At 71.9% G+C, this 19,849-nt stretch carries 19 protein-coding genes, 1 tRNA gene and 1 pseudogene; 14 read left to right on the top strand and 7 right to left on the bottom strand.

Annotated elements, in window-relative coordinates; translation table 11 throughout:
- Window positions 1-69: 69 nt before the first annotated feature.
- A complete protein-coding gene (locus IE177_RS16980) occupies window positions 70-1,716 on the top strand; it encodes a glycoside hydrolase family 13 protein (protein WP_190016173.1) in 1,647 nt (548 codons plus the stop codon).
- A 60-nt stretch (window positions 1,717-1,776) separates the two neighbouring features.
- Here IE177_RS16980 and IE177_RS16985 read toward each other — a convergent pair whose 3' ends face one another.
- The gene (locus IE177_RS16985; protein ID WP_229816071.1) at window positions 1,777-2,520 is read right to left on the bottom strand and encodes a DUF4142 domain-containing protein; all 744 of its coding nucleotides are present in this window, start codon (window positions 2,518-2,520) and stop codon (window positions 1,777-1,779) included.
- Window positions 2,521-2,770: 250 nt separating this feature from the next.
- On the opposite strand from IE177_RS16985, the gene IE177_RS16990 reads away from it, so the two are divergent.
- From IE177_RS16990 to IE177_RS17000, 3 genes are all read left to right on the top strand, one after another.
- Window positions 2,771-3,457: a DUF4328 domain-containing protein gene (locus IE177_RS16990; RefSeq protein WP_229816072.1), complete on the top strand. Its 687-nt coding sequence runs from the start codon at window positions 2,771-2,773 to the stop codon at window positions 3,455-3,457.
- Between the two features lie 71 nt (window positions 3,458-3,528).
- Window positions 3,529-4,194 (top strand): SDR family NAD(P)-dependent oxidoreductase, encoded by a 666-nt coding sequence (locus IE177_RS16995; protein WP_190016176.1) that lies wholly within the window; start codon window positions 3,529-3,531, stop codon window positions 4,192-4,194.
- An 83-nt stretch (window positions 4,195-4,277) separates the two neighbouring features.
- Window positions 4,278-5,234 carry an MIP/aquaporin family protein gene (locus IE177_RS17000; RefSeq protein WP_190016177.1) on the top strand — a complete coding sequence of 319 codons (957 nt, stop codon included), beginning with the start codon at window positions 4,278-4,280 and terminating at the stop codon, window positions 5,232-5,234.
- Window positions 5,235-5,262: 28 nt separating this feature from the next.
- Here IE177_RS17000 and IE177_RS17005 read toward each other — a convergent pair whose 3' ends face one another.
- Window positions 5,263-6,369 (bottom strand): SCO2400 family protein, encoded by a 1,107-nt coding sequence (locus IE177_RS17005; protein WP_190016178.1) that lies wholly within the window; start codon window positions 6,367-6,369, stop codon window positions 5,263-5,265.
- 276 nt (window positions 6,370-6,645) lie between these two features.
- Between IE177_RS17005 and IE177_RS17010 the strand changes: the two genes are divergently transcribed.
- Window positions 6,646-7,437, top strand: coding sequence for a VOC family protein (locus IE177_RS17010; protein ID WP_190016179.1), 792 nt, complete (start codon window positions 6,646-6,648; stop codon window positions 7,435-7,437).
- Between the two features lie 21 nt (window positions 7,438-7,458).
- On the opposite strand, the gene IE177_RS17015 is transcribed toward IE177_RS17010, so the two are convergent.
- Window positions 7,459-7,812 (bottom strand): DUF4333 domain-containing protein, encoded by a 354-nt coding sequence (locus IE177_RS17015; protein WP_190016180.1) that lies wholly within the window; start codon window positions 7,810-7,812, stop codon window positions 7,459-7,461.
- Between the two features lie 164 nt (window positions 7,813-7,976).
- Here IE177_RS17015 and IE177_RS17020 point away from each other — a divergent pair, with 164 nt between their 5' ends.
- Window positions 7,977-8,714: a flavodoxin family protein gene (locus tag IE177_RS17020; RefSeq protein ID WP_190016181.1), complete on the top strand. Its 738-nt coding sequence runs from the start codon at window positions 7,977-7,979 to the stop codon at window positions 8,712-8,714.
- Window positions 8,715-8,837: 123 nt separating this feature from the next.
- Here IE177_RS17020 and IE177_RS17025 read toward each other — a convergent pair whose 3' ends face one another.
- The gene (locus tag IE177_RS17025; protein ID WP_190016182.1) at window positions 8,838-9,644 is read right to left on the bottom strand and encodes a YhjD/YihY/BrkB family envelope integrity protein; all 807 of its coding nucleotides are present in this window, start codon (window positions 9,642-9,644) and stop codon (window positions 8,838-8,840) included.
- An 82-nt stretch (window positions 9,645-9,726) separates the two neighbouring features.
- Window positions 9,727-12,510: a SpoIIE family protein phosphatase gene (locus tag IE177_RS17030; protein ID WP_229816073.1), complete on the bottom strand. Its 2,784-nt coding sequence runs from the start codon at window positions 12,508-12,510 to the stop codon at window positions 9,727-9,729.
- 166 nt (window positions 12,511-12,676) lie between these two features.
- On the opposite strand from IE177_RS17030, the gene IE177_RS17035 reads away from it, so the two are divergent.
- The 4 genes from IE177_RS17035 to IE177_RS17050 all read left to right on the top strand — a co-directional run bounded on the left by IE177_RS17035 (window position 12,677) and on the right by IE177_RS17050 (window position 16,894).
- Entirely contained in the window at window positions 12,677-13,342 is a 666-nt protein-coding gene (locus tag IE177_RS17035; protein ID WP_373305101.1) for a glycosyltransferase family 2 protein, read from the top strand.
- A gap of 133 nt (window positions 13,343-13,475) precedes the next feature.
- Window positions 13,476-15,968 carry a phospholipase D-like domain-containing protein gene (locus IE177_RS17040; protein ID WP_190016183.1) on the top strand — a complete coding sequence of 831 codons (2,493 nt, stop codon included), beginning with the start codon at window positions 13,476-13,478 and terminating at the stop codon, window positions 15,966-15,968.
- A gap of 252 nt (window positions 15,969-16,220) precedes the next feature.
- Window positions 16,221-16,499, top strand: coding sequence for a hypothetical protein (locus IE177_RS17045; RefSeq protein ID WP_190016184.1), 279 nt, complete (start codon window positions 16,221-16,223; stop codon window positions 16,497-16,499).
- Entirely contained in the window at window positions 16,496-16,894 is a 399-nt protein-coding gene (locus tag IE177_RS17050; protein ID WP_190016185.1) for a PIN domain-containing protein, read from the top strand. Before IE177_RS17045 ends, IE177_RS17050 begins: the two co-directional genes overlap by 4 nt.
- Window positions 16,895-17,178: 284 nt before the next feature.
- Here the strand turns inward: IE177_RS17050 and IE177_RS17055 are convergent, their stop codons facing one another.
- On the bottom strand, window positions 17,179-17,967 hold the full coding sequence (locus tag IE177_RS17055) for an amidohydrolase family protein (RefSeq protein ID WP_190016186.1): 789 nt from the start codon (window positions 17,965-17,967) through the stop codon (window positions 17,179-17,181).
- Window positions 17,968-18,063: 96 nt separating this feature from the next.
- On the opposite strand from IE177_RS17055, the gene IE177_RS17060 reads away from it, so the two are divergent.
- The gene (locus IE177_RS17060; protein WP_190016187.1) at window positions 18,064-18,420 is read left to right on the top strand and encodes a MerR family transcriptional regulator; all 357 of its coding nucleotides are present in this window, start codon (window positions 18,064-18,066) and stop codon (window positions 18,418-18,420) included.
- Window positions 18,414-18,617: pseudogene (locus IE177_RS17065) on the top strand (tyrosine-type recombinase/integrase); the annotation flags it as partial. The gene IE177_RS17060 and the pseudogene IE177_RS17065, both read left to right, overlap by 7 nt.
- A 49-nt stretch (window positions 18,618-18,666) precedes the next feature.
- Here IE177_RS17065 and IE177_RS17070 read toward each other — a convergent pair.
- Window positions 18,667-18,740, bottom strand: a tRNA-Gly gene (locus IE177_RS17070).
- A gap of 283 nt (window positions 18,741-19,023) precedes the next feature.
- Between IE177_RS17070 and IE177_RS17075 the strand changes: the two genes are divergently transcribed.
- Window positions 19,024-19,191 (top strand): hypothetical protein, encoded by a 168-nt coding sequence (locus IE177_RS17075; protein WP_190016188.1) that lies wholly within the window; start codon window positions 19,024-19,026, stop codon window positions 19,189-19,191.
- An 82-nt stretch (window positions 19,192-19,273) separates the two neighbouring features.
- Complete coding sequence (gene dcd, locus IE177_RS17080) at window positions 19,274-19,849, top strand: dCTP deaminase (RefSeq protein ID WP_190016189.1); 576 nt, start codon at window positions 19,274-19,276, stop codon at window positions 19,847-19,849.

The following is a 19,849-nucleotide window of genomic DNA, read 5'->3' on the forward strand; positions in this document are numbered from 1 at the left end:
GTTGGAACATTGCCTTTCCGGGCAATGTGGACAGGTTCCCTGCTGTCGTCCTTCCCGAAGGGATCCCCTATGGCAGACCTCTCGTCCAGGAACCCCGACTGGTGGCGTCAGGCCGTCATCTACCAGGTCTATCCGCGCAGCTTCGCCGACACCGACGGCGACGGCCTCGGCGACCTCAAGGGCATCGCCCAGCGTCTGAACCACCTCGCCGCGCTCGGCGTCGACGCCCTGTGGCTGAGCCCCTTCTACCCCTCCGAACTCGCCGACGGCGGCTACGACGTCGCCGACCACCGGGACGTCGATCCCCGGCTCGGCACCCTGGACGACTTCGACGCGCTGGTGGCCGAGGCGCACCGGCTCGGTCTGAAGGTGGTCGTCGACGTCGTCCCCAACCACACCTCCCACCTGCACCCGTGGTTCCAGGAGGCGCTGCGGGCCGCCCCCGGCTCGCCCGCCCGGGACCGCTACGTCTTCCGCCCCGGCCGGGGCGCGCACGGCGAACTCCCGCCCACCGACTGGCAGTCCGTCTTCGGCGGCAGCGCCTGGAGGCGTACGGCCGACGGCGAGTGGTACCTGCACCTGTTCGCCCCCGAACAGCCCGACCTCAACTGGGACAACGAAGAGGTCCGCGCCGACTTCCGCACCACCCTGCGCTTCTGGTCCGACCGCGGCGTCGACGGCTTCCGCGTCGACGTCGCCCACGGCCTGGCCAAGGACCTCACCGAGCCGCTGCGGGACGTCGGCGGCATCGGCGCCACCGGCGAGGACGCCCTGCCGCGCGTCCCGGCGGGCAGTCACCCCTACTGGGACCGCGACGAGGTCCACGAGATCTACCGCGACTGGCGCAAGATCTTCGACGCCTACACCCCACCGCGCACCGCCGTCGCCGAAGCCTGGGTGCCGGGCGCCCGGCGCGCCCTGTACGCCCGCCCCGACGAACTCGGCCAGGCCTTCAACTTCGAGTACCTGGAGGCCGGCTGGGACGCCGGGGAACTACGGCAGGTCATCACGGACTCGCTGGCCACGGCGCGCGCCGCCGGCGCCTCGGCGACCTGGGTGCTCTCCAACCACGACGTCGTCCGTCACGCCTCCCGTCTCATGCTCCCGCCCGGCACCGACCCGGGCGCCTGGCTGCTGTCGGGCGGCACGGCGCCGGCCGTCGACCAGCAGGCCGGCCTGCGCCGGGCCAGGGCCGCGACGCTGCTGATGCTGGCGCTGCCCGGCTCGGCCTACCTCTACCAGGGCGAGGAACTCGGGCTGCCCGAGGTCGCCGACCTGCCCACCGAGGTGCTCCAGGACCCGATCTGGGAGCAGACCGGCCACGTCCGCAAGGGCCGCGACGGGTGCAGGGTGCCGCTGCCGTGGACCACGACCGGACCCTCGTACGGTTTCGGGCCCGGCGGCGCCTGGCTGCCGCAGCCGCCGTCGTTCGCGTCGTACGCCGTCGAGGCGCAGGACGGCGCGGAGGGCTCCGCTCTGGAGCTGTACCGCACCGCCCTGCGCCTGCGCCGCAAACTGCTGGACGGCGAGAGGCTGACCTGGACGCCGGACGCACCCGCCGGAGTCCTGGACTTCACCCGCTCCGCCGCCTGGCGCTGCGTCACCAACCTGACCGGTGCGCCGGTGCCGCTCCCGGCGGGCGAGACCCTGCTGACGAGCACACCGCTGTCCGGCACCGGAACCCTGCCCCCGGACACCACCGTGTGGCTGGCCTAGGGTCTCTCGCCTGGTTCGCGCCGGGCTCGTCCAAACGAAGGACGCCGGCGGCCCGGTGGCCTAACGCACGGTCGGGCTGGGGCTCGGGCTGGGAGCGGTGCCCGTGCCCGCGCCGCCTCCGCCGCCGAGGCCGTTCAGGTCCAGCGAGCTGGACGTGGCCGTCGGCGGCGGGGTGAGCACCACCTCCGGCTGGCCCGCGGGCGGTGCGGGCGGCGTCAGGTCGGAGGAGGGCAGCTTCGGCGGGGTGGTCTGTTTGAAGACGGTCTGCTCGAAGTCGACCAGACCGGTCTTCTCCATCACCGTCATGTGGTCCAGCACCGTGTCGTTGGCCTGGTCGGCGAGGGCGCGCACCAGTGAGTTCTTGGTGGTCGAGCGGACCTTCGCGATGGTGTTGAAGATGGAACCGTGCGTCATGCGCAGGATGTTGGCGAAGTCGGTGTCGAACTGCTTGCCGTCCTCGCCCTTCAGCTGGGTGACGAAGCCCTCCTGCTGCGGACTCGCCACGTTGGGCAGCGTGATGTTCAGCATGGGCGCGATCTTGCGGCAGGAGGCGTCCAGCGCGGCGTGCCCGTCGACGAGGTGCTCGCTGGCGGTCTTGACCCCCTTGCTGCTGCCCTTCTGCAGCCCGATCTGTCCGAGCGGGTACTCCCACAGACCGGCCGCCCGCACCTTGACCACGAAGTCGCGGTCGCCCTCGGTGAGCGGTCCCCACTGCGTCTGGGCGATGATCCGCGTCTGCGAGCTGGAGACGGTGTCCAGTCCCAGCATGCCCGGGTAGGCGAGGGCCGCGAGGGTCAGTGCCATGGCACCGCCCACGAATACCGTTCCCGTCGCGTTCCGCGAAAAGCGCACCGTGCCTCCTGCCCGGTCAGGGATCCCGCTCGCAGTGACGGCGCGAGCGGATCGGACACACAGCAGTACGGACGGGAGCGCCGTTCGTCTCTGTTCCGCGGGTAAAGAATCGGCAACTGACCGCCCTCGCGGCCGCCTTCGCGGCAGGTGGGCGGGCGGGCGCCGGGGAGGCGGGCCGGATGCCGGGTGCGAGGATGACGCGGTGACCGTACAGATCGACAAGCCCTCCGTCCGCCCGTCCGGGCTCCAGCCCGTCCGCTGGTCCGGGCGGCTGGCCGTCGGGGGACTGCTGCTGGCCGGGGCCGCCTGGGTGGTGCACGGCGTGTGGGAGATCCGGCTGGCCCTGGCCGGGGAGCCGGCCTCGGGGCCGCCGGACCAGGGTGACGGGGTGCACCGGCCGCTCACCGCGCTGGAGAACTCGTACCACCTCGTCACCGCGTTCGGCGGCGGTGCCGTCCTCCTCTGCGCGCTGTCCTTCGTGTCGTGGCTGTGGCGCCTGCGGGACAACGCGCGCGCCCTGTCGGGGCGCGGGCCCCGGTACGGCGGTGTCTGGGTGTACCTCGGGTGGATCTTCCCCGTCGTGAACCTGTGGGTCCCGCGCGGCATCGTCGTCGACGCCCTGGAGGCCACCGCGCCCGGGCGCCGCAGGCCCGTCTCCGTGGACGTCTGGTGGGGGCTATGGCTGATCGGCATGCTCAGCGGGGTCGGGATCGTCTACCGGGACTCCACGGACGAGATCATCGCCCGGGCGTACAGCGAGGTCTGGCCGCTGCTCGCGAGTGACGTGGCGGTGGTCGCCGCCGCCGTCGCGGGCGTGTTCGCCGTGCGGGCCGTCACCCGGGTGCAGGACGAGCGGATGCGGGCCGTGGCCGGCGATCCGGAGCGGTAGGGCGCGCCCCGGGAGGGCCGGGGCGGAGCCGCTGGTGTGGGGCCGTGCCGTGCGCGGTACTCATCCCCGGCATGAGCACTGTGGCGATCGTGGGTGCGGGGCCCGGACTGGGCGCCGCCGTGGCGCACCGGTTCGGGCGCGAGGGGTTCGCCGTCGCCCTGGTCGCCCGGGACCGGGAGCGGCTGGACGCGATCGTCGGCGAGCTCGCGGACGGGGGCGTCACCGCGCGCGGCTTCGTCGCCGACGTGCGCAGGCCGGAGGAGCTGACCGCGGCCCTGGGCGCCGCCGCGAGCGCGCTGGGGACCGTGGAGGTGCTGCAGTACAGCCCGGTGCCGCACCGGGACTTCATGCGGCCCGTGCTGGACACCGGGCACCGGGACCTCATCGGGCCGATCGAGTTCTCCGTGTACGGCCCCGTCGCCGCCGTGCAGCAGGTGCTGCCGGGGATGCGGCGGCTCGGGCGCGGGACCATCCTGTTCGTCAACGGCGGGACCGCCGCCGTGCCCCGGCCCGAGCGGGCCGGCACCTCGATCGCGTTCGCCGCCGAGAGCGCGTACGGGCACCTGCTGCACGACCGGCTGGCGGGCGAGGGCATCCATGTCGCGCAGCTGGTGATCCCGGGAGCGATCGTGGCCGGGCACGCGCGCAAGGACCCGGCGGCGCTCGCGGAGACCCTGTGGCGGCTGCACCGGGAGCGGCGGGGGTACCGGCACTACGCCGACGATCTCGACAGCTGACGGGGTTCTGTCACGCTGCGGGGAGTGGCTTTGTAGGTCAATATGGCGCTATTGGCCGCATTGTCCTCTTCAAGGGGGCCTCAATGGCTGTAGAAATCCCTCCGCTCGTCAAGACGTCCCGCCTGCGGAGCCGGGGCGGACTGCTGGGCGAGTGCATCGCGGAGTTCCTCGGGACCTTCGTGCTCATCGCCTTCGGCTGTGGCGTGGTCGCGATGGCCGTCGCGGCACTGCCCGGCTCCGGCCGGGCCGCGACCCCCACGACGATCTTCCTCGCGGCCGGCGACTGGCTGCTGATCACCTGGGGCTGGGCCCTGGCCGTCGTCTTCGGCGTCTACGTCGCCGGCGGCATCAGCGGCGCCCACCTCAATCCGGCGGTGACACTGGCGATGGCCGTACGCCGCGGTTTCCCCTGGGTCAAGGTGGTGCCCTTCTGGATCGCGCAGCTCGTAGGCGCCTTCACCGGGGCGGCCCTGGTCTACCTCGTCTACCACAACGCGATCACCGCGTTCGACCAGGCGGTGCCGGGGCCGAAGGTGAACGGGCACACCAACGCCACGTTCTCGATCTTCGCGACCTTCCCGGCGCCGTACTTCCACGGCGGCGTCTGGGGGCCCCTGATCGACCAGATCGTCGGTACGGCCTTCCTGCTCATCATGATCGCCGCCGTCATCGACCTGCGCAATCAGGCCGTGAAGGCCAACCTGGCACCACTGATCGTGGGTTTCGCCGTCGCCGCCATCGGCATGTCCTACGGCGCCAACGCCGGATACGCGATCAACCCGGCCCGTGACTTCGGCCCGCGGCTGTTCACCTACGCGGCGGGCTGGGACAGCCTGGCCTTCCCGGGCAGCGTCGCCGGCGTGTTCAGCAACTACTGGTGGATCCCGATCGTCGGGCCGCTGGTCGGCGGGACGATCGGGATCCTGGTGTACGACCTGTTCATCGGCGACGTCCTGACCGTGCGCGCGGAGATGGCCGAGCTGCCCGAGCCGGGTCGCACCCGGCCGGTGAAGACGGTCGACGAGGACGAGGAGTACTGACCGTCACCCGGCCGGCCCGGCCGCACCGTCAGCCGAGGCAGACCACCACCAGGCAGAGCTGGGAGGGGGAGGACGGAGCCGGAGCCGGGGGCGTCGCGGGCGTGCCGGTGTCCGTGCCGCCGCCGCTGGGGGTCGCCTGCGTCGGCGCGGGGGCCGGTGCCGTGCCGGTGCGGCCGGTCGCCGCGGTTCCGGTGCCGGTCGGGGCGGTGGCCTGGGACCGAGGGGCGTCGGCGGCCGCGGCCGGGGCGGGTCGTGCGGCCGTGTCCGGGCGGGTGACCTGCTGCGCCGTGTGGGGGGTGGCCGGGAGGGAGTGCCGATGCGTCACGGCGGTGGACGGTGACTGCGCCGTGGGCGCGCCGGTGCCGTCCGGCCGGTGCGGGGTGGGCGCCGTCGGCACCGGGCGGCCCGGCTCGTCCGGCTGCTCCCCGGTCGCACCCATGCTCCGGTGGTCCGGCGCGGTCGCCGCCTGCGCCCGGTCGCCCGAGTTCCGGTCCAGCGTGGCGATGCTCAGGCCGCCCCCGACGATGGCGACCGCCGTGGCCACCGCCGCCCGGCGCCGGCTCTTCTTCCAGCGGGCCAGCTGACGGCGCCGCGCCGCCCGCCCCCGCGACAGGGGCGGCATTTCCTCGGCTCCGGTCACGGCTCCGGTGCCGGCCTCGGCTCCGGTGCCGGCCCCGGTCCCGGTCAGGGCCTCGGCCCCGGCCCCGGCATCGGCATCGGTCACGGCTCCGGTGCCGGCCTCGACTCCGGTGCCGGCCCCGGTCCCGGTCAGGGCCTCGGCTCCGGCCCCGGTCACGGCATCGGCATCGGTCACGGCTCCGGACATGGCCCCGATCCCGGTACCGGTCCGGTCCTCGGCTCCGGTCCCGGTGGCTCCCGTCCCGGCCCCGGGCCCGGTCCCGGCGACCGGACCGGTGCCCTCCCACTCCCACCCCGTGGCCCCGGCGTACGGAGCCCCGGACGCCCCGGCGGCGGGCGCGACGCCCGTCGTCCGCGCCGAGCCGGGGGATGCCGTCCAGCTCGGGTCGCCGAGCCCGTCGATGCCGGGCGGGGCGATGTCCGGGGCGTACGCGCCGCACCCGGGACACACCAGGGCGCCGTTGAGGTGCCGTCGGCACGAGGAGCAGTAGTCCATGCGCGGTCTTCCTGGGTTGACTGCACCGTCGGCCCTTTTCGGCCACGGTCTGGTCACGCTCGTGCGGGGGACCGAGCGACCAGTCACGCTAACGAGCCTTTCGAAAGGCCGTGTGCAGCCCATGTGGCACTCCTGCGCAGATTCCCGGGGCTTTCCGGGGCCCCTCTTCCCCGGCCGGGTGAACCCGCCGGGGCGTCCGGCCGGGGCGCGCCGCGCCGCCCGCACCGGTCGGCATAGTGGCGGGCGGCCCCGTACCGGACCGGCAGGAGGACACGCATGCTCGGCACAGAGTTCCGCACCGGCTCACCCGTCTGGATCGACCTCGGCAGCCCCGACACGGACGCGGCCGCCGCCTTCTACGGCGCCGTCTTCGGATGGCGGTTCGCGTCCGCCGGGCCCGAGGCGGGCGGCTACGGCTTCTTCCAGAAGGACGGCAGGACCGTGGCCGGCCTCGGTCCGCTGACCGAACAGGGCGCGGCGTCGTCCTGGATGACGTACTTCCGCACCGAGGACGCCGGGGCCACCGCCCGTGAGGTGGTGTCCGCCGGCGGCACGGTGCGCGCCGAGCCCATGACCATGGGCGAGGCCACCATGGCCCAGTTCACCGACCCCCAGGGCGCGCAGTTCGCCGTGCTGCACGCCCCCGGCGGCCTGGAGAAGGCGTCCGAGGACGACACGCTGGTCTGGGTCGAGCTGCACGTCGCCGACCCGGCGGCGGCGATCGGCTTCTACCGCGGCCTGTTCGGCTGGCGCACCGAGGAGATGCGGACGCCGGGCATGACGTACCAGGTGCTCAGCATCAGGGACGGCGACCAGGAGGAGGGCTCCTTCGGCGGTGTCGCCCCGCTGCGCGCCGGTCAGGACGACGCCGGTCAGGACGACGCGCGCTGGGTGCCGTACTTCGCGGTGGCCGACGCGGACGCCGTCGCCGCCGCCGTGCGGGGCAACGGCGGGACGGTCGTCGTGCCGCCGGCGAACGTGCCCGACGTGGGCCGCGTCGCGTGGCTGGCCGACCCGGCGCAGGCGGTGTTCGCCGTGCTCAGGCCGGACCCGCGCCAGGCGGCCTGACCGGCCGCGGGACGGCGCGGGTCAGCTCGCGGCCGGCGAGACCTTGTCGTCGGCCTTGAAGTCGAAGTTGATCCGGTCGTCCTCGACGGAGGTGACGGTGACCGTGACGCCCAGGCTGCCGCCGTCGCCCGCGGTGAGCGTGCAGCGGGTGGTGGTGCCGACCTTGCCCACGAGGTCCTCGGGGCAGCTGACGTCGGGCTTCGGCTGGCCCGTGGTGGCCGCGAGCTTCTCGGCGAGGGTGTCGGACAGCTTGTCCGCGGACAGCTTGGGCGTGGTCTTCCCGACGGTGACCGAGCCGGAGCAGCCGGCGAGCAGCACGCCGGCGGCAACGGCCGACAGGCTCCAGGCTGTTGCGGACGAGCGGACTGTCGCCATGGTGGACTCCATCTGAGGCTGTGCGGGCGGGAAACGCCGGAAGCATACTGGTGGGCCATCCGGAGGCACTCTGCTGGCGCCCGGCCCGGGCCGCCCGCACGCTGGATCCCGTACGCGCAGGAGCCGCCGCGCACCGTGCGGCGGCAGCGTTCCGGGAGGACCGTGTGACCGCTTCGCCGCCCGCCACCGACGCACCGCCGGCCCAGTACGCCGACCTGCGGGCCCTGGTGGTCAACTGCACCCTCAAGCGCTCGCCGGAGACCAGCAACACCCAGGGGCTGATCGACCGCAGCACCGGCATCATGGACCAGCAGGGCGTCCACGTCGACGTCGTCCGGGCCGTGGACCACGACATCGCCACCGGCGTCTGGCCCGACATGAGGGAGCACGGCTGGGAGACGGACGCCTGGCCGGAGCTGTACCGGCAGGTGATGGCGGCCGACATCCTCGTCCTGGCCGGGCCGATCTGGCTGGGCGACAACAGCTCGGTGATGAAGCGGGTGATCGAACGCCTGTACGCGTGCTCCAGTCTGCTCAACGACGCCGGGCAGTACGCCTACTACGGCCGTGTCGGCGGCTGCCTGATCACCGGCAACGAGGACGGCGTCAAGCACTGCGCCATGAACGTGCTGTACAGCCTGCAGCACCTGGGCTACACCATCCCCCCGCAGGCGGACGCCGGATGGATCGGCGAGGCCGGCCCCGGACCCTCGTACCTCGACCCGGGATCCGGCGGTCCGGAGAACGACTTCACCAACCGCAACACCCACTTCATGACCTGGAACCTGCTGCACCTGGCCCGGGCGCTGAAGGACCTCGGCGGCATCCCCGCCCACGGCAACCAGCGCACCGCATGGGACGCCGGCTGCCGCCGCGACCACGAGAACCCCGAGCACCGCTAGGGACGCCACGGCGGGCACGGCACGCCACTGCGACCGGCCCGCGCCCCACTGCGACCGGCCCGCGCCCCACTGCGACCGGCCCGCGCCCCACGGCGCCTGCACCGCCCGCCGCCCGCCGCCCGCTCAGCGCAGCGCGCGGCCCACGATCGCGCCCAGGTGGATGACCACGCCGACCGCCACCAGCCACGACAGGATCACCATCACGACGCCGATCGGGCCGTACTTCTCCTCGTTCGCCACGATCGCCGCGGAGAAGAAGCGGGCGGAGAACAGCCCGAGGCCGGTCCAGCACACACTCGTGGCCAGGGCCGAGGACAGCAGGGCGCGCCACGGCACCGCCCGGGCGAGCAGGACGTACATGCTGCCCCACCAGAAGACGACCGCCCACAGGAAGCCGATCAGACCGGGCAGGAGCCACCCGCCGAGGGCCCTGCCCATCGCGGCCTGCGCGGCCGCGTAGGCGAACAGCCAGACCAGCCAGGCCAGCTGGATCACCGTGTTCCGCCACCCGCGCCGGCGGAGGCCGAAGAGCAGCTGGTACCAGCTCTGCAGGGTGCCGGCCACGGCGATGGCGCCGAGCATGAGCAGGACGGCGCTCGTCGCGGTGAGGGGGTACGAACTCGTCGCGGGGGTGAAAAGGGACGCCACCGCCTGCGCCGCCTGCGGGTCCAGCCCCAGCCAGCCGGCGAGGACCAGCGCCGCGTTCTGGCCGGCCGCCGCCGTGACGATGATCAGGAAGGGGAAGAAGCACAGGAGCGCGAGCGCGGCCAGCTGGAAGGAGTTCCCGAAGAGGTCGACCGCCGCCAGGCGGTCCCACAGCCGCCCCGGCCCACTGGCCTCGAACCGGCGGACGGCGTCCCGCCACCACCGGCCGGCACGCGCGCGGAGCGTGCGCCACCGCCGGGCGGCCGTCTTCCCGCCGTAGCCCATGCAAGGAAGTGAACCCCGGTTCGCGGGCGGTGTCGCGGCGGAGGGCGGCGCACCCGCGGCTGCCGCCAGCGGATCACGCGGCTCATGCGCCGGGATCGTCGAACTGGTCGAGCAGGAAGTCGATCGGTGCGTGGCCCGCCGCCGCGGCCATGCCGTCGCAGAGGGCCTGCTCCGTCCAGATGACCTTGCCGCGGGCCGTGTACCGCGTCCCCCACCGCTGGGCGAACTGCGCCACCAGGAACAGCCCCCGCCCGCCCTCGTCCGTGGTCGCCGCCCGCCGCAGCCGCGGCGACGTGCCGCTGCCGTCCGACACCTCGCAGATCAGGCAGCGTCCGTGCACCAGCCGCACACCGACCGGCGGCGAGCCGTACCGGATCGCGTTGGTGACCAGTTCGCTGAGGATCAGCTCCGTGGCGAACCCGGCCTCCTCGAGTCCCCACTCCCGCAGCCGCTCCCGGCACCGTGCCCGCACCGAGGGGACCACCGCCGGGTCCGACGGCACGTCCCACTCGGCCACGCGCGAGGGAGGGAACATCCGGGTACGGGCCGTCAGCAGCGCGATGTCGTCGAACGAGTGCGACGGCTCCAGCGCGTCGATCACCGCCTGGCACGTCTCCTCCGGAGTGCGGCGCCCGGAACCGTCCAGCGCCCGGCGCAGCCGTTCCATCCCGACGTCGATGTCGTGTCCGCGGTCCTCCACCAGGCCGTCGGTGTAGAGCACCAGCTGTGAACCCTCCGGCAGGGACAGCTCGGCGGTCTCGAAGGGGTGGCCGCCCAGGCCGAGCGGGGTCGAGGCCGGGACGCCGGCGCACCCGACCGTCCCGTCCGGACGCACCACCACCGGCTCCGGGTGTCCGGCGCGGGCCATCGTGCAGACCCCCGTCACAGGGTCGTAGACCGCGTAGAGGCAGGTCGCCCCGGTCACCCCCTCCCCCTCGTGGTCCTCCGCGGCGTCGCCCGCGCTCTCCTCGTTGTCCATGCGCAGGACGAGGTCGTCCAGGTTCCCGAGCACCTCGTCCACGGGGAGGTCCAGGGTGGCGAAGTTGTGCACCGCGGTACGCAGCCGGCCCATCGTCGCCGCCGCGTGCAGCCCGTGACCGACGACGTCGCCCATGACCAGGGCCACCCGGGCGCCCGGCAGCGGGATGACGTCGAACCAGTCCCCGCCCACCCCCGCCTCGGCGGGCAGGTACCGCCAGGCCACCTCCAGCGCCTCCTGGTCCGGCTGGGCCCGCGGCAGCAGGCTGCGCTGCAGCGTCACCGCCATCGCGTGCTCCCGGGTGTACCTGCGGGCGTTGTCGATGGCCAGGGCGGCCCGCGCGGCCAGTTCCTCCGCGAAGGAGAGGTCCTCCGGCTGGAACGCCGGGGAGTCCGCCGTCCGGTAGAAGTTCACCACGCCCAGCGGCACGTTCCGCGCCCGCAGCGGCACGGTCATCAGCGAGCGCAGCCCGGCCTCCAGGGCCTTCCGGGCACGCTCCGGGTCCTGTTCCCGCCAGCCGTGGGCCTGCCGCAGGTCCGCCTCCAGCATGGCCCGCCGCTCCTGCAGCGTCCGCATCTGCGGCGCGCGGTGCGTGAACGTGATCACCTCGCCCAGCTGATGGACGGGGACCATCCGCCGGTCGCCGCCGATCGCCGCCCGGCGCAGATGCCGCCAGCCCTCCGCCGTCGGCTCCCATCCGCGCACCACCGCGTCGAGCAGGTCCACCGTCACCAGGTCCGCGAACTGCGGCGTCGTCACGTCGGCCAGCTCCTGTGCCGTACGCCCCACGTCCAGCGTGGTGCCGATCGCCACCCCGGCCTCGTACAGCAGCTTCAGCCGCTCCCGCGCGACCTCGGCCCGCCCCGAGACCGCCGCCAGCTCCGTGGTGTCCCGCAGGGTCACCACGCTTCCCGTGCCGCCGGCCGTGCCGGCCGCACCGTCAGCGCCGTCCGGCGCGTACGTCAGCCGCTTGTTCACCGCCAGCAGGTGGTCCCCCGCGAGGTGCACCTCGTCGGTGACCGACTCCGGCGACGACAGCAGGTGCGTGATCGACTCCGGCAGCCCCAGCTCCCGCACCGGCCGCCCCCGCACGTCCGCCGGCAGGCCGAGCAGCCGTCGCGCCTCGTCGTTGGCCAGCAGCAGCCGGCCGTCGGCACCGGTGATCAGCACGCCTTCCCGCACCGCGTGCAGCACCGCGTCGTGGTGCTCGTACAGCTGCGCCAGCTCCGCCGGGGCCATGCCGTGCGTCTGACGGCGCAGCCGCCGGGCGACCAGCGTCGTCCCCGCCGTGGACAGCGCCAGCGCGGCCGCGCCGCTGCCCACGATGATCGGCAGCTGCGGCAGCCACAGTGCCGCCACGTTCCTGACCGTGATGCCGGCGGAGACCAGGCCGACCACCTCGCCGCGTGCGTCCGTCACCGGCACCACCGCCTGCACGGCCGTCCCCGCACCCGCGGGCAGCGGCGGCCCGCCGGCCTGCTCGACGACGGTACGGCCCCGCAGCGCCGGCGCGATGGTGCCGACGAACTTCTTGCCGATCTCACCCGGATAGGGATACGTGTACCGGATCCCCGCCGTGTTCATCGCGACGACGAAGTCCACACCGGTGCGCTTGCGCGCCTCCTCGGCCCGGGGCTGCAGCACCGCCGTCGGATCGGGGCTCCGCAGCGCCGCGGCCGTGCCCGGGGCGCTCGCGAACGACTGGGCCGCGATGACCGACTCACGGCGCCCCCGCTGCACCGCGTCCCGCGCCGTCTGGAGCACCATGGCCGTGACCCCGGCGAGGACCAGCAGGACCACGATCACGACCTGAAGGAAGAACACCTGACCGGCCGCGCTGCGCGGATCCAGCAGGGATGCCCGGCGTCGCCGCGAGCGCTCCTCCATACTCCCTTGATAACACCGCCGCGGCCGGGACGACGCGATCGGACGGCGAGGCGGGGCGACGCGGTACCCGGCGGACCGCATCCGCCACTCGTGCCGCGGCACGGGCTACCTGTGCTTCGCACCCCCCTGGCCGTCGCCCGCCCGGCCGTTCCCGGCCGTGCCGTCCGTGCCGCCGGGACCGCCGCCGGATGCGTTCGTCCTGCCGGACGAGCCGCCCCCGCTCGCCGCGTCGTCGCCGGCACCCGCGTCCCTGAACGCCCTGTGGCGACAGCGGTACCGCTGGTGCTACGGCACTCTCCAGGCGATGTGGAAGCACCGCGGCGCACTGGTCCAGCGCGGCGCCGCCGGGAAGCTGGGCCGCCGGGGCCTGGTCTACCTCCTCCTCTTCCAGGTACTGCTGCCCCTGCTCGCCCCGGTCGTTGACGTGTTCGCCCTCTACGGCCTGGTCTTCCTGGACCCGATCCGGATCACCGCCCTGTGGCTCGTCTTCCTTCTCCTGCAACTCGGGATGGGCCTGTACGCCTTCCGCCTGGACGGCGAACGCCCCGGCCCGCTGTGGAGCCTGCCGCTGCAGCAGTTCGTCTACCGGCAGCTCATGTATCTGGTGGTACTCCAGTCCGTCTTCACCGCCGTGTCCGGATCACGGCTTCGCTGGCAGCGCATGGAGCGCTACGGCAGTCTGCGCGCACCGGCGGGAGCCAAGCCCTCCGGGGAGGACCGCATCGCGGCGCCCGCCCAGCCGGAACCGTACGAGGGGGTCGCGGCAGATCCCGCCCCCCGACCGTACGTGGCCACTCCGGAGCCCGGACCGTACGAGTCGCACCGGTACTGAAGGGGAGTGTCCGGCTGCACAAGCTTCCCCAAAAGGTCGTGCACCTGCGTACGGGCGGGACGGAGGGAGCAACCCGGCCGGCGCACCGCCCTAGGATGGCGCTTCCCCAACTGGCTTGGAACAAAGGAAACAGATGGGCAGACAGATACGGCATTGGGCGGCGCTCGTCGCCCCTGTCGCGCTCGGTGCGGCATTGCTCGCCCCGGCCACCGCTCACGCGGAGACCGTCGTCTCCGGGAATTACACCGCGGTGTTCAACTACCCCACGCCCACGACGTACGACTCCTCGATCAACACCTCGGTCGGCGACCTGATCGACCTCGCGGCGCCCAACTCGACGCTGTACATGGGCATGTACTGGTTCAACAGCTCGACTCTGCGGGCGAAGCTCACCGCCGCGCAGAGCCGCGGCGTCACGCTGCGCATCATCTCGGAGTCGGCGAACCGGGGCAGCAGCGACCTGGACAGCCTGACGCTGACGGGCAACTCCACCCTCACCTGGTGCTCCCGCGGTTGCCTGGGCAACGGCTCGGGCGACGTGAACGCGATCGACCACGACAAGTACATCGTGTTCGACGCCCTCACCGACGGTCGCACGAACGTCGTCTGGCAGAGCTCGCAGAACCTCGCGGGCGGCCAGGACGGCGAGATCAACAACGCGGTCGTCGTGTCCAACAACGCGACCCTCGCCTCCCGGTACCGCGCGCACTTCAACGACCAGATCAAGCACGCCGGTGACAGCGCGCACACGACGTACGACTACACCACGGGCGACCCGAGCTCTCCCGTCGAGGCGTTCTTCTTCCCCCGGGACACCGCCTCGGACGCCACCCACTACGGCAACGCCGACATCCTCGCCTCGTTCATCGACAAGGTCGACTGCTCGACCGACGGAAAGATCAGGATCTCGGCGGCCGAGCTCGACCAGCGGACCACCCGCCCGGCCGTCTACGACGCCCTGGAGACGAAGCGGTCCCAGGGGTGCAGCGTCGAAGCGAACGTGCGCGATCTCAGCAACGGCGGCGGCAACGACGGGGTCAACGATCTGACCGCCCTCGACATCGCGGCCTACGGCAACCGCCCCGGCGGGTGCCGCTACAAGGCCTCGGCGACCGCCTCCTGCAACCACGGCACCACCCACTCCAAGTACCTGCTGACGGAGTGGACGAAGGCCGACGGCACCAAGGTCCAGCACGTGTACACGGGCTCGCACAACTGGACGTCGGGCTCGCTGAAGACGAACGACGAGACGCTGCTGCGCATCGACGCCCCGACGGTGTACCAGGCCTACGTCGCCAACTTCGACAAGGTGCACTCGGGCGCGGTCGACATCGACGCCTCGAAGTACGGCTCGACGTCCCAGCACTATTCGCGGGTCAACGTGCAGGCCGACGGCGACCAGCACTACAGCGCCGTCGCCTCCGGCGGCACCTCGCCCGTCTACACCGCGGTGGTGTACGAGCAGGGCGACCGGCACGACTCCTCGGACACCGAGCTGGGCACCGACGTGTACATCCGCATGTACAAGGACGGCGTCGCGCTGTGGAACGAGAAGCTGCTGAGCAACAGCGGCACCGCCGGCAACGCGACCTGGTCGCACCAGAAGCCCGACGTCGGCGTGGACGACCACGGCAACGCGATCGTCGCGTGGGCCAAGGACGACGACGGCAACAAGTACGCCGACATCGCCGTGGTCAAGGTGACCCCGGACGGCACGGTGACCGCCCTGCCGCGCCCGCACGCCTCCGGCAGCGGGGACCAGCTGCGGCCCACGGTCGCGGTGGCCGGTGACGGCTCCTACACGGTCGCCTGGGAGAGCACGGCCGACGGCTCCACGCTCAACCAGGTCTACGCGAGCAGCTGGTCCGCGACCGGCGCACTGCGCTACCAGGACGTCCAGGTCAGCACGATCAACTCGGGTGCGGCCGGGTCGAACCGCCGTCCCGACGCGGCGATCGACGACGCCGGGAACACCGCGATCGTCTGGGAGGAGGACGCGGACGGCAACGGCGGCCTCAACATCGGTCTCGCGAAGCTGAACACCTCGGGCGGCTTCGCCGTGGCCCGCAAGGTGGCCAACTCCCTCACCGACGGTCAGCAGACCGTTCCCGCGGTGGCGTCGGCGGGCGACGGCCGGTTCGTCGTGGCGTGGACCGACGAGTACACCACCGGCACCGGCACGCTGGTGCGGCCCCAGCGGATCTACGACCGCGTCTTCTCCGCGACCGGCGGCGCCGCGGCGGCCGAGCAGCGGGCCACCGAGGACGGCACCGGCAGCGGCCCGTACGTCGACGGCCAGCGGCCGATCTCCGACCAGGACGTCGCCGACGTGGCGGTCGCCGACGACGGCAGCTTCGTGGTCGCGTGGAAGGAGGCCTTCGACGTGAACATCGGCGGCACCCTGTACGCGGGCAAGGACGACGTGTGGGCCCGCGGCTTCAACGCGGACGGCACGACGGCCGGCAGGCTGCCCGCCTACCGGATGAACGTGGTGACCGGCGGCGGCCAGGGCGGCCCGGCCGTGACCCTGGCCTCGACCGGCCGGCTCGCGCTGACGTACTCGGACGACTACGACGGCAACGGCTTCAACGAGATGCGGCTGCGGGACGCCTTCAGCAACTCCTGAACCCCGGCGAGTCCCACCACAGGGCGGCGCCCCTCGGGGTGCCGCCCTTCACCCGGTCAGGGCCTGGCGGGGTGGTGTTCGCGATAGGTGATGCGGCGGTCTCCATGAAGACCGCCGCAAGCGACAGCGCTCGCACAGGTTCCATGGCTCTGACCAGCGTGCATATCGCCCGGCGTCGGCTCTGTCATTCGATCGGAGCCGCGCGGTGCACTCGCCGCCCCGCTGTGCTATTTCGAATGGCATACTTGGCGTGTGACTGACGACAACGTTGACTTCCCGCCCGGCGACGGCCCCACCAGCGGTATCTCCGTCACCTTGACCGCCGGAACTCTGCAGGCCATCCGTGAGCGGGTCGGCAAGCGAGGTGTCTCGGCCTACCTGGAGAAGGCGGCGCAGCGGCAGATCGAGCGCGACAAGCTGGACGAGCTGATCGCGGACTTCGACAAGGTGCACGGTCCGGCCGACCCCGAGGCCGTGGCGGTCAAACGTGCCCGGCTGACCGGAGGCGCGAACGCAGGGGTGGCCGCGTGAGCGGTGTCCTGGTTCTGGACAGCGAGGGCCTGGCAAAGGCCGTACAGCGGGACCGGGAGATCCACGAGTGGCTGACGGCGGCTCGCGACGCGGACTTGCCCGTGATCACCTCGGCGGCCGTGTTGGTCGAGGTGATCCATCCGAAGATCAACGACGCCGCACTGAAGTGGACCCTGTCCCGCCTGAGCGTCGAGCCCGTAACCCAGGCCGTCGCGCAATCCGCCGCCGCCTTGCTGCGGGCAGCGCGGCTGCACGGCCACAAGTACGCCATCGACGCCATGCTGTGCGCGACCGCCTTGCAGCATCCCGGCCGGGTGACCGTTCTGACTTCGGACGTGGAAGACATCGGGCTGCTCACCGCCGAGCATCCGCGCCTGAGTACTGAGAAGGTCTGAGCCGAGACGACTGAGGCCAGGTCAATGACCTGGGCCTTCTTCATGGACCCCGCGGCTCCCCCTAGGTTCTGGCACGCGTCTGGCACGATCTGTTCGTCCCGATCTCTCGGCTGGGTGGTCATTGAGGTCTGGTGGGCTGGTCAGCCGACCATCGACGCTTCTGACGGTCGGCTGCGGTCGCAGTGGTTGCTGTACTTCGCTGCTGTACAGCAACCACCGCCGTGCCGAGGGATACGGCTGAGGGCGCTCTGGACGACGTGGCGCTGCCTCGTGCGGGTCAGTCCTCAGGTGAGCTGGAGGAGCCGTGCGGCCGTTCCTCCCAGGACCATGTCCCGGACCTCACCTGGTGTGGTGACGCGCTCGACGGTCGCGCGAGCGAGGACCGGGTCTCCGTAGGGGGCGTCTGAGCCGAAGAGGGTCCGGTCCGGGAGCTCCTTGACGGCCAGCCGGACGGCAAAGATCAGGTGGGCCGTCGACAGTTCCAGGAACATGCTGGGGGTATCCCGGACCAACTCGATCGCGTCCATCCAGTTCAGCCCTCCTAGTTGGCTGATGACCAGGGGCACGGTCGGATACCCGGCCGCCAGACGGGCCAGAGTCCGCAGGTCGTCCGCCGTGGTCGGTGTGAATCCGTGAACGACCACGGGCAGGTCGCCATGGTCCGCCGCCGCTCGCAACACCGGCTCGATGAGGTCTGCCCGTCCGGGAGGTGGTGTCAGTTCTCCGATTCCTCGCAGGCCGTGCCCGACCACGTCCCGGTCGATTGTCTCGGCGATCTGATCTGCTGGCAGGTCCAGCGGCACACTCCTGAAACCGATGAAACGGTGAGGGTAGGCGGCCAGTGCCGTATCCAGCTCTCGCCACGCGGCCCGGTACCCCTCGACCCCGTTCGCCCGGCCCCCGATCGCCTTATCCAGAACAGCCATCTCGCGGCGCAACATCTTCAGGTCCGTGGCCCGTTCCGGGTGCGGCCGTGTACTGAAGAGGACTGCGCGATCCACTCCGGCGTCGTCCAGCAGCGCGATGTGATCCTCAACCGGGTCGTGGACATGACTGTGCGCGTCAATGATCATCATTTTCTCCCTGTGCGAGGTGGCCGGCCCGGAATGCGACCGGCCCGAGCAGCGTTGCGCCCTGACACCGTTGGAAGGTCAAGTGGAAGGGCGGACATGCTGATCGGGGAGCTCTCACGCCGCACGGAAGTCAGCGAACGCCTCCTGCGTTACTACGAGCGCGTCGAGTTGATCCGGTCGGAACGACGCGCGAACGGCTATCGCGACTACGCCGAGGAAACCGTCGAAACCGTGCGCCAGATCCGCGCCCTGCTCGCCGCCGGCCTTCCCACACGCATCATTCGCCGGGTCCTCCCCTGCACTGCCGACGGCACCACCTTGCGCCCGTGCCCTGGTGTCCTCGACCAGCTGCGTGCCCAACTGAACGACTTGGACCGTCGCGCCGCCAGTCTGGCGGCGGCCCGAGAACTGCTGCGCCGGACGATCGCCGTCGCAGAGGAGCGCAGCGGCTGAACGGCGAACTCAAGGACACGATGGTCCGCGCCGGGCAGTCGTCCGAGAAGGCCGCGCTGATCCATCAGCACTCCGACGAGGAGCGGCAGGAGGAGGTCGCGGCCGGCCTCGACGCCACTGTCCGGAAGGCTCGGACTGAGGCAGCGGAGAAGGCGGGCGAAAAGCCTTCTGGCACGAATCTGGCACGCGGCGAGTGATCACCACGCACAGCAAAAAGGCCCGGGTCTCTGACCTGGGCCTTCTTCATGGAGCGGGTGACGAGAATCGAACTCGCGCTCTCAGCTTGGGAAGCTGATGTTCTACCATTAAACTACACCCGCGTAAGTCGAACAGCGTCCCCGGTGGGGCCGATGTCCCGACGTTCGCTCACTGTACATCATCACGGACCCCCGGTGCTCGGACCCCGGTGGGTCCGTGATCGTTTCCGGGCTGGGATCCGGCCTGCGGGCGGCCGGAGTTGAAACGTACGGTGAGGGTAGGAGAGGGTCCGGGTGGTGGCCGGAGTGCCGCCTGGAGAGTCGTCTCTTTGATCCCGTAATGTGGCTTTCGTCGTCGGGTCGGTCAGCCCGACGAGGCTCTTGGGGAAGGGACTTGAGGGACTTGATGGAACGCACCGTCGTCCGTTGCGCGGACGGGCACGTCTTCAGCACCGCTTCGTTCCCGATGCAGAAGGCCGAGCGGCTCGGCCCCGGCCGGCTCGTGAGGTGTCCACGCTGTACCCGGCTCCGCAGCGTCGTGCCGGTCGCCGTGAAGGAAGCGGTCGAGCGGTAGGAGCGGGGCAAGCGGTCGTCACACCTGGCGCGCGGTCCGTCACGATTGTCACGGGTCCGCGCGCCTTGCGTATCCTCGCTACGTGCTTCTCTCAGACAAGGACATCCGGGCCGAGATCGACGCCGGACGGGTACGGATCGATCCCTACGACGAAACCATGGTGCAGCCGTCGAGCATCGACGTGCGGCTGGACCGGTACTTCCGGGTGTTCGAGAACCACCGGTACCCGCACATCGACCCCTCGGTCGAGCAGGCGGACCTCACGCGGCTCGTCGAGCCCGAGGGGGACGAGCCGTTCATCCTGCACCCCGGTGAGTTCGTGCTCGCCTCCACCTACGAGGTGATCACGCTCCCCGACGATCTCGCATCGCGGCTGGAGGGGAAGAGCTCGCTCGGGCGGCTCGGGCTCGTCACGCACTCCACCGCCGGGTTCATCGACCCCGGCTTCAGCGGGCACGTGACCCTGGAGCTGTCCAACCTCGCCACCCTCCCCATCAAGCTCTGGCCGGGCATGAAGATCGGGCAGCTGTGCATGTTCCGGCTGACCTCGCCCGCCGAGTTCCCGTACGGCAGCGAGCGCTACGGCTCCCGCTACCAGGGGCAGCGCGGACCGACCGCCTCGCGGTCCTACGTGAATTTCCACCGGACCCAGGTGTGA

The sequence above is a fragment of the Streptomyces lucensis JCM 4490 genome (genome assembly GCF_014650035.1).
Taxonomy (GTDB): domain Bacteria; phylum Actinomycetota; class Actinomycetes; order Streptomycetales; family Streptomycetaceae; genus Streptomyces; species Streptomyces lucensis.

Coding starts and splice junctions, on each gene's coding strand:
- IE177_RS16980 (WP_190016173.1), top strand. CDS start 70: ATGGCAGACCTCTCGTCCAGGAACCCCGACTGGTGGCGTCAGGCCGTC.
- IE177_RS16985 (WP_229816071.1), bottom strand. CDS start 2,520: ATGGCACTGACCCTCGCGGCCCTCGCCTACCCGGGCATGCTGGGACTG.
- IE177_RS16995 (WP_190016176.1), top strand. CDS start 3,529: ATGAGCACTGTGGCGATCGTGGGTGCGGGGCCCGGACTGGGCGCCGCC.
- IE177_RS17000 (WP_190016177.1), top strand. CDS start 4,278: ATGGCTGTAGAAATCCCTCCGCTCGTCAAGACGTCCCGCCTGCGGAGC.
- IE177_RS17005 (WP_190016178.1), bottom strand. CDS start 6,369: ATGGACTACTGCTCCTCGTGCCGACGGCACCTCAACGGCGCCCTGGTG.
- IE177_RS17010 (WP_190016179.1), top strand. CDS start 6,646: ATGCTCGGCACAGAGTTCCGCACCGGCTCACCCGTCTGGATCGACCTC.
- IE177_RS17015 (WP_190016180.1), bottom strand. CDS start 7,812: ATGGCGACAGTCCGCTCGTCCGCAACAGCCTGGAGCCTGTCGGCCGTT.
- IE177_RS17025 (WP_190016182.1), bottom strand. CDS start 9,644: ATGGGCTACGGCGGGAAGACGGCCGCCCGGCGGTGGCGCACGCTCCGC.
- IE177_RS17030 (WP_229816073.1), bottom strand. CDS start 12,510: ATGGAGGAGCGCTCGCGGCGACGCCGGGCATCCCTGCTGGATCCGCGC.
- IE177_RS17040 (WP_190016183.1), top strand. CDS start 13,476: ATGGGCAGACAGATACGGCATTGGGCGGCGCTCGTCGCCCCTGTCGCG.
- IE177_RS17055 (WP_190016186.1), bottom strand. CDS start 17,967: ATGATCATTGACGCGCACAGTCATGTCCACGACCCGGTTGAGGATCAC.
- IE177_RS17060 (WP_190016187.1), top strand. CDS start 18,064: ATGCTGATCGGGGAGCTCTCACGCCGCACGGAAGTCAGCGAACGCCTC.
- IE177_RS17075 (WP_190016188.1), top strand. CDS start 19,024: ATGGAACGCACCGTCGTCCGTTGCGCGGACGGGCACGTCTTCAGCACC.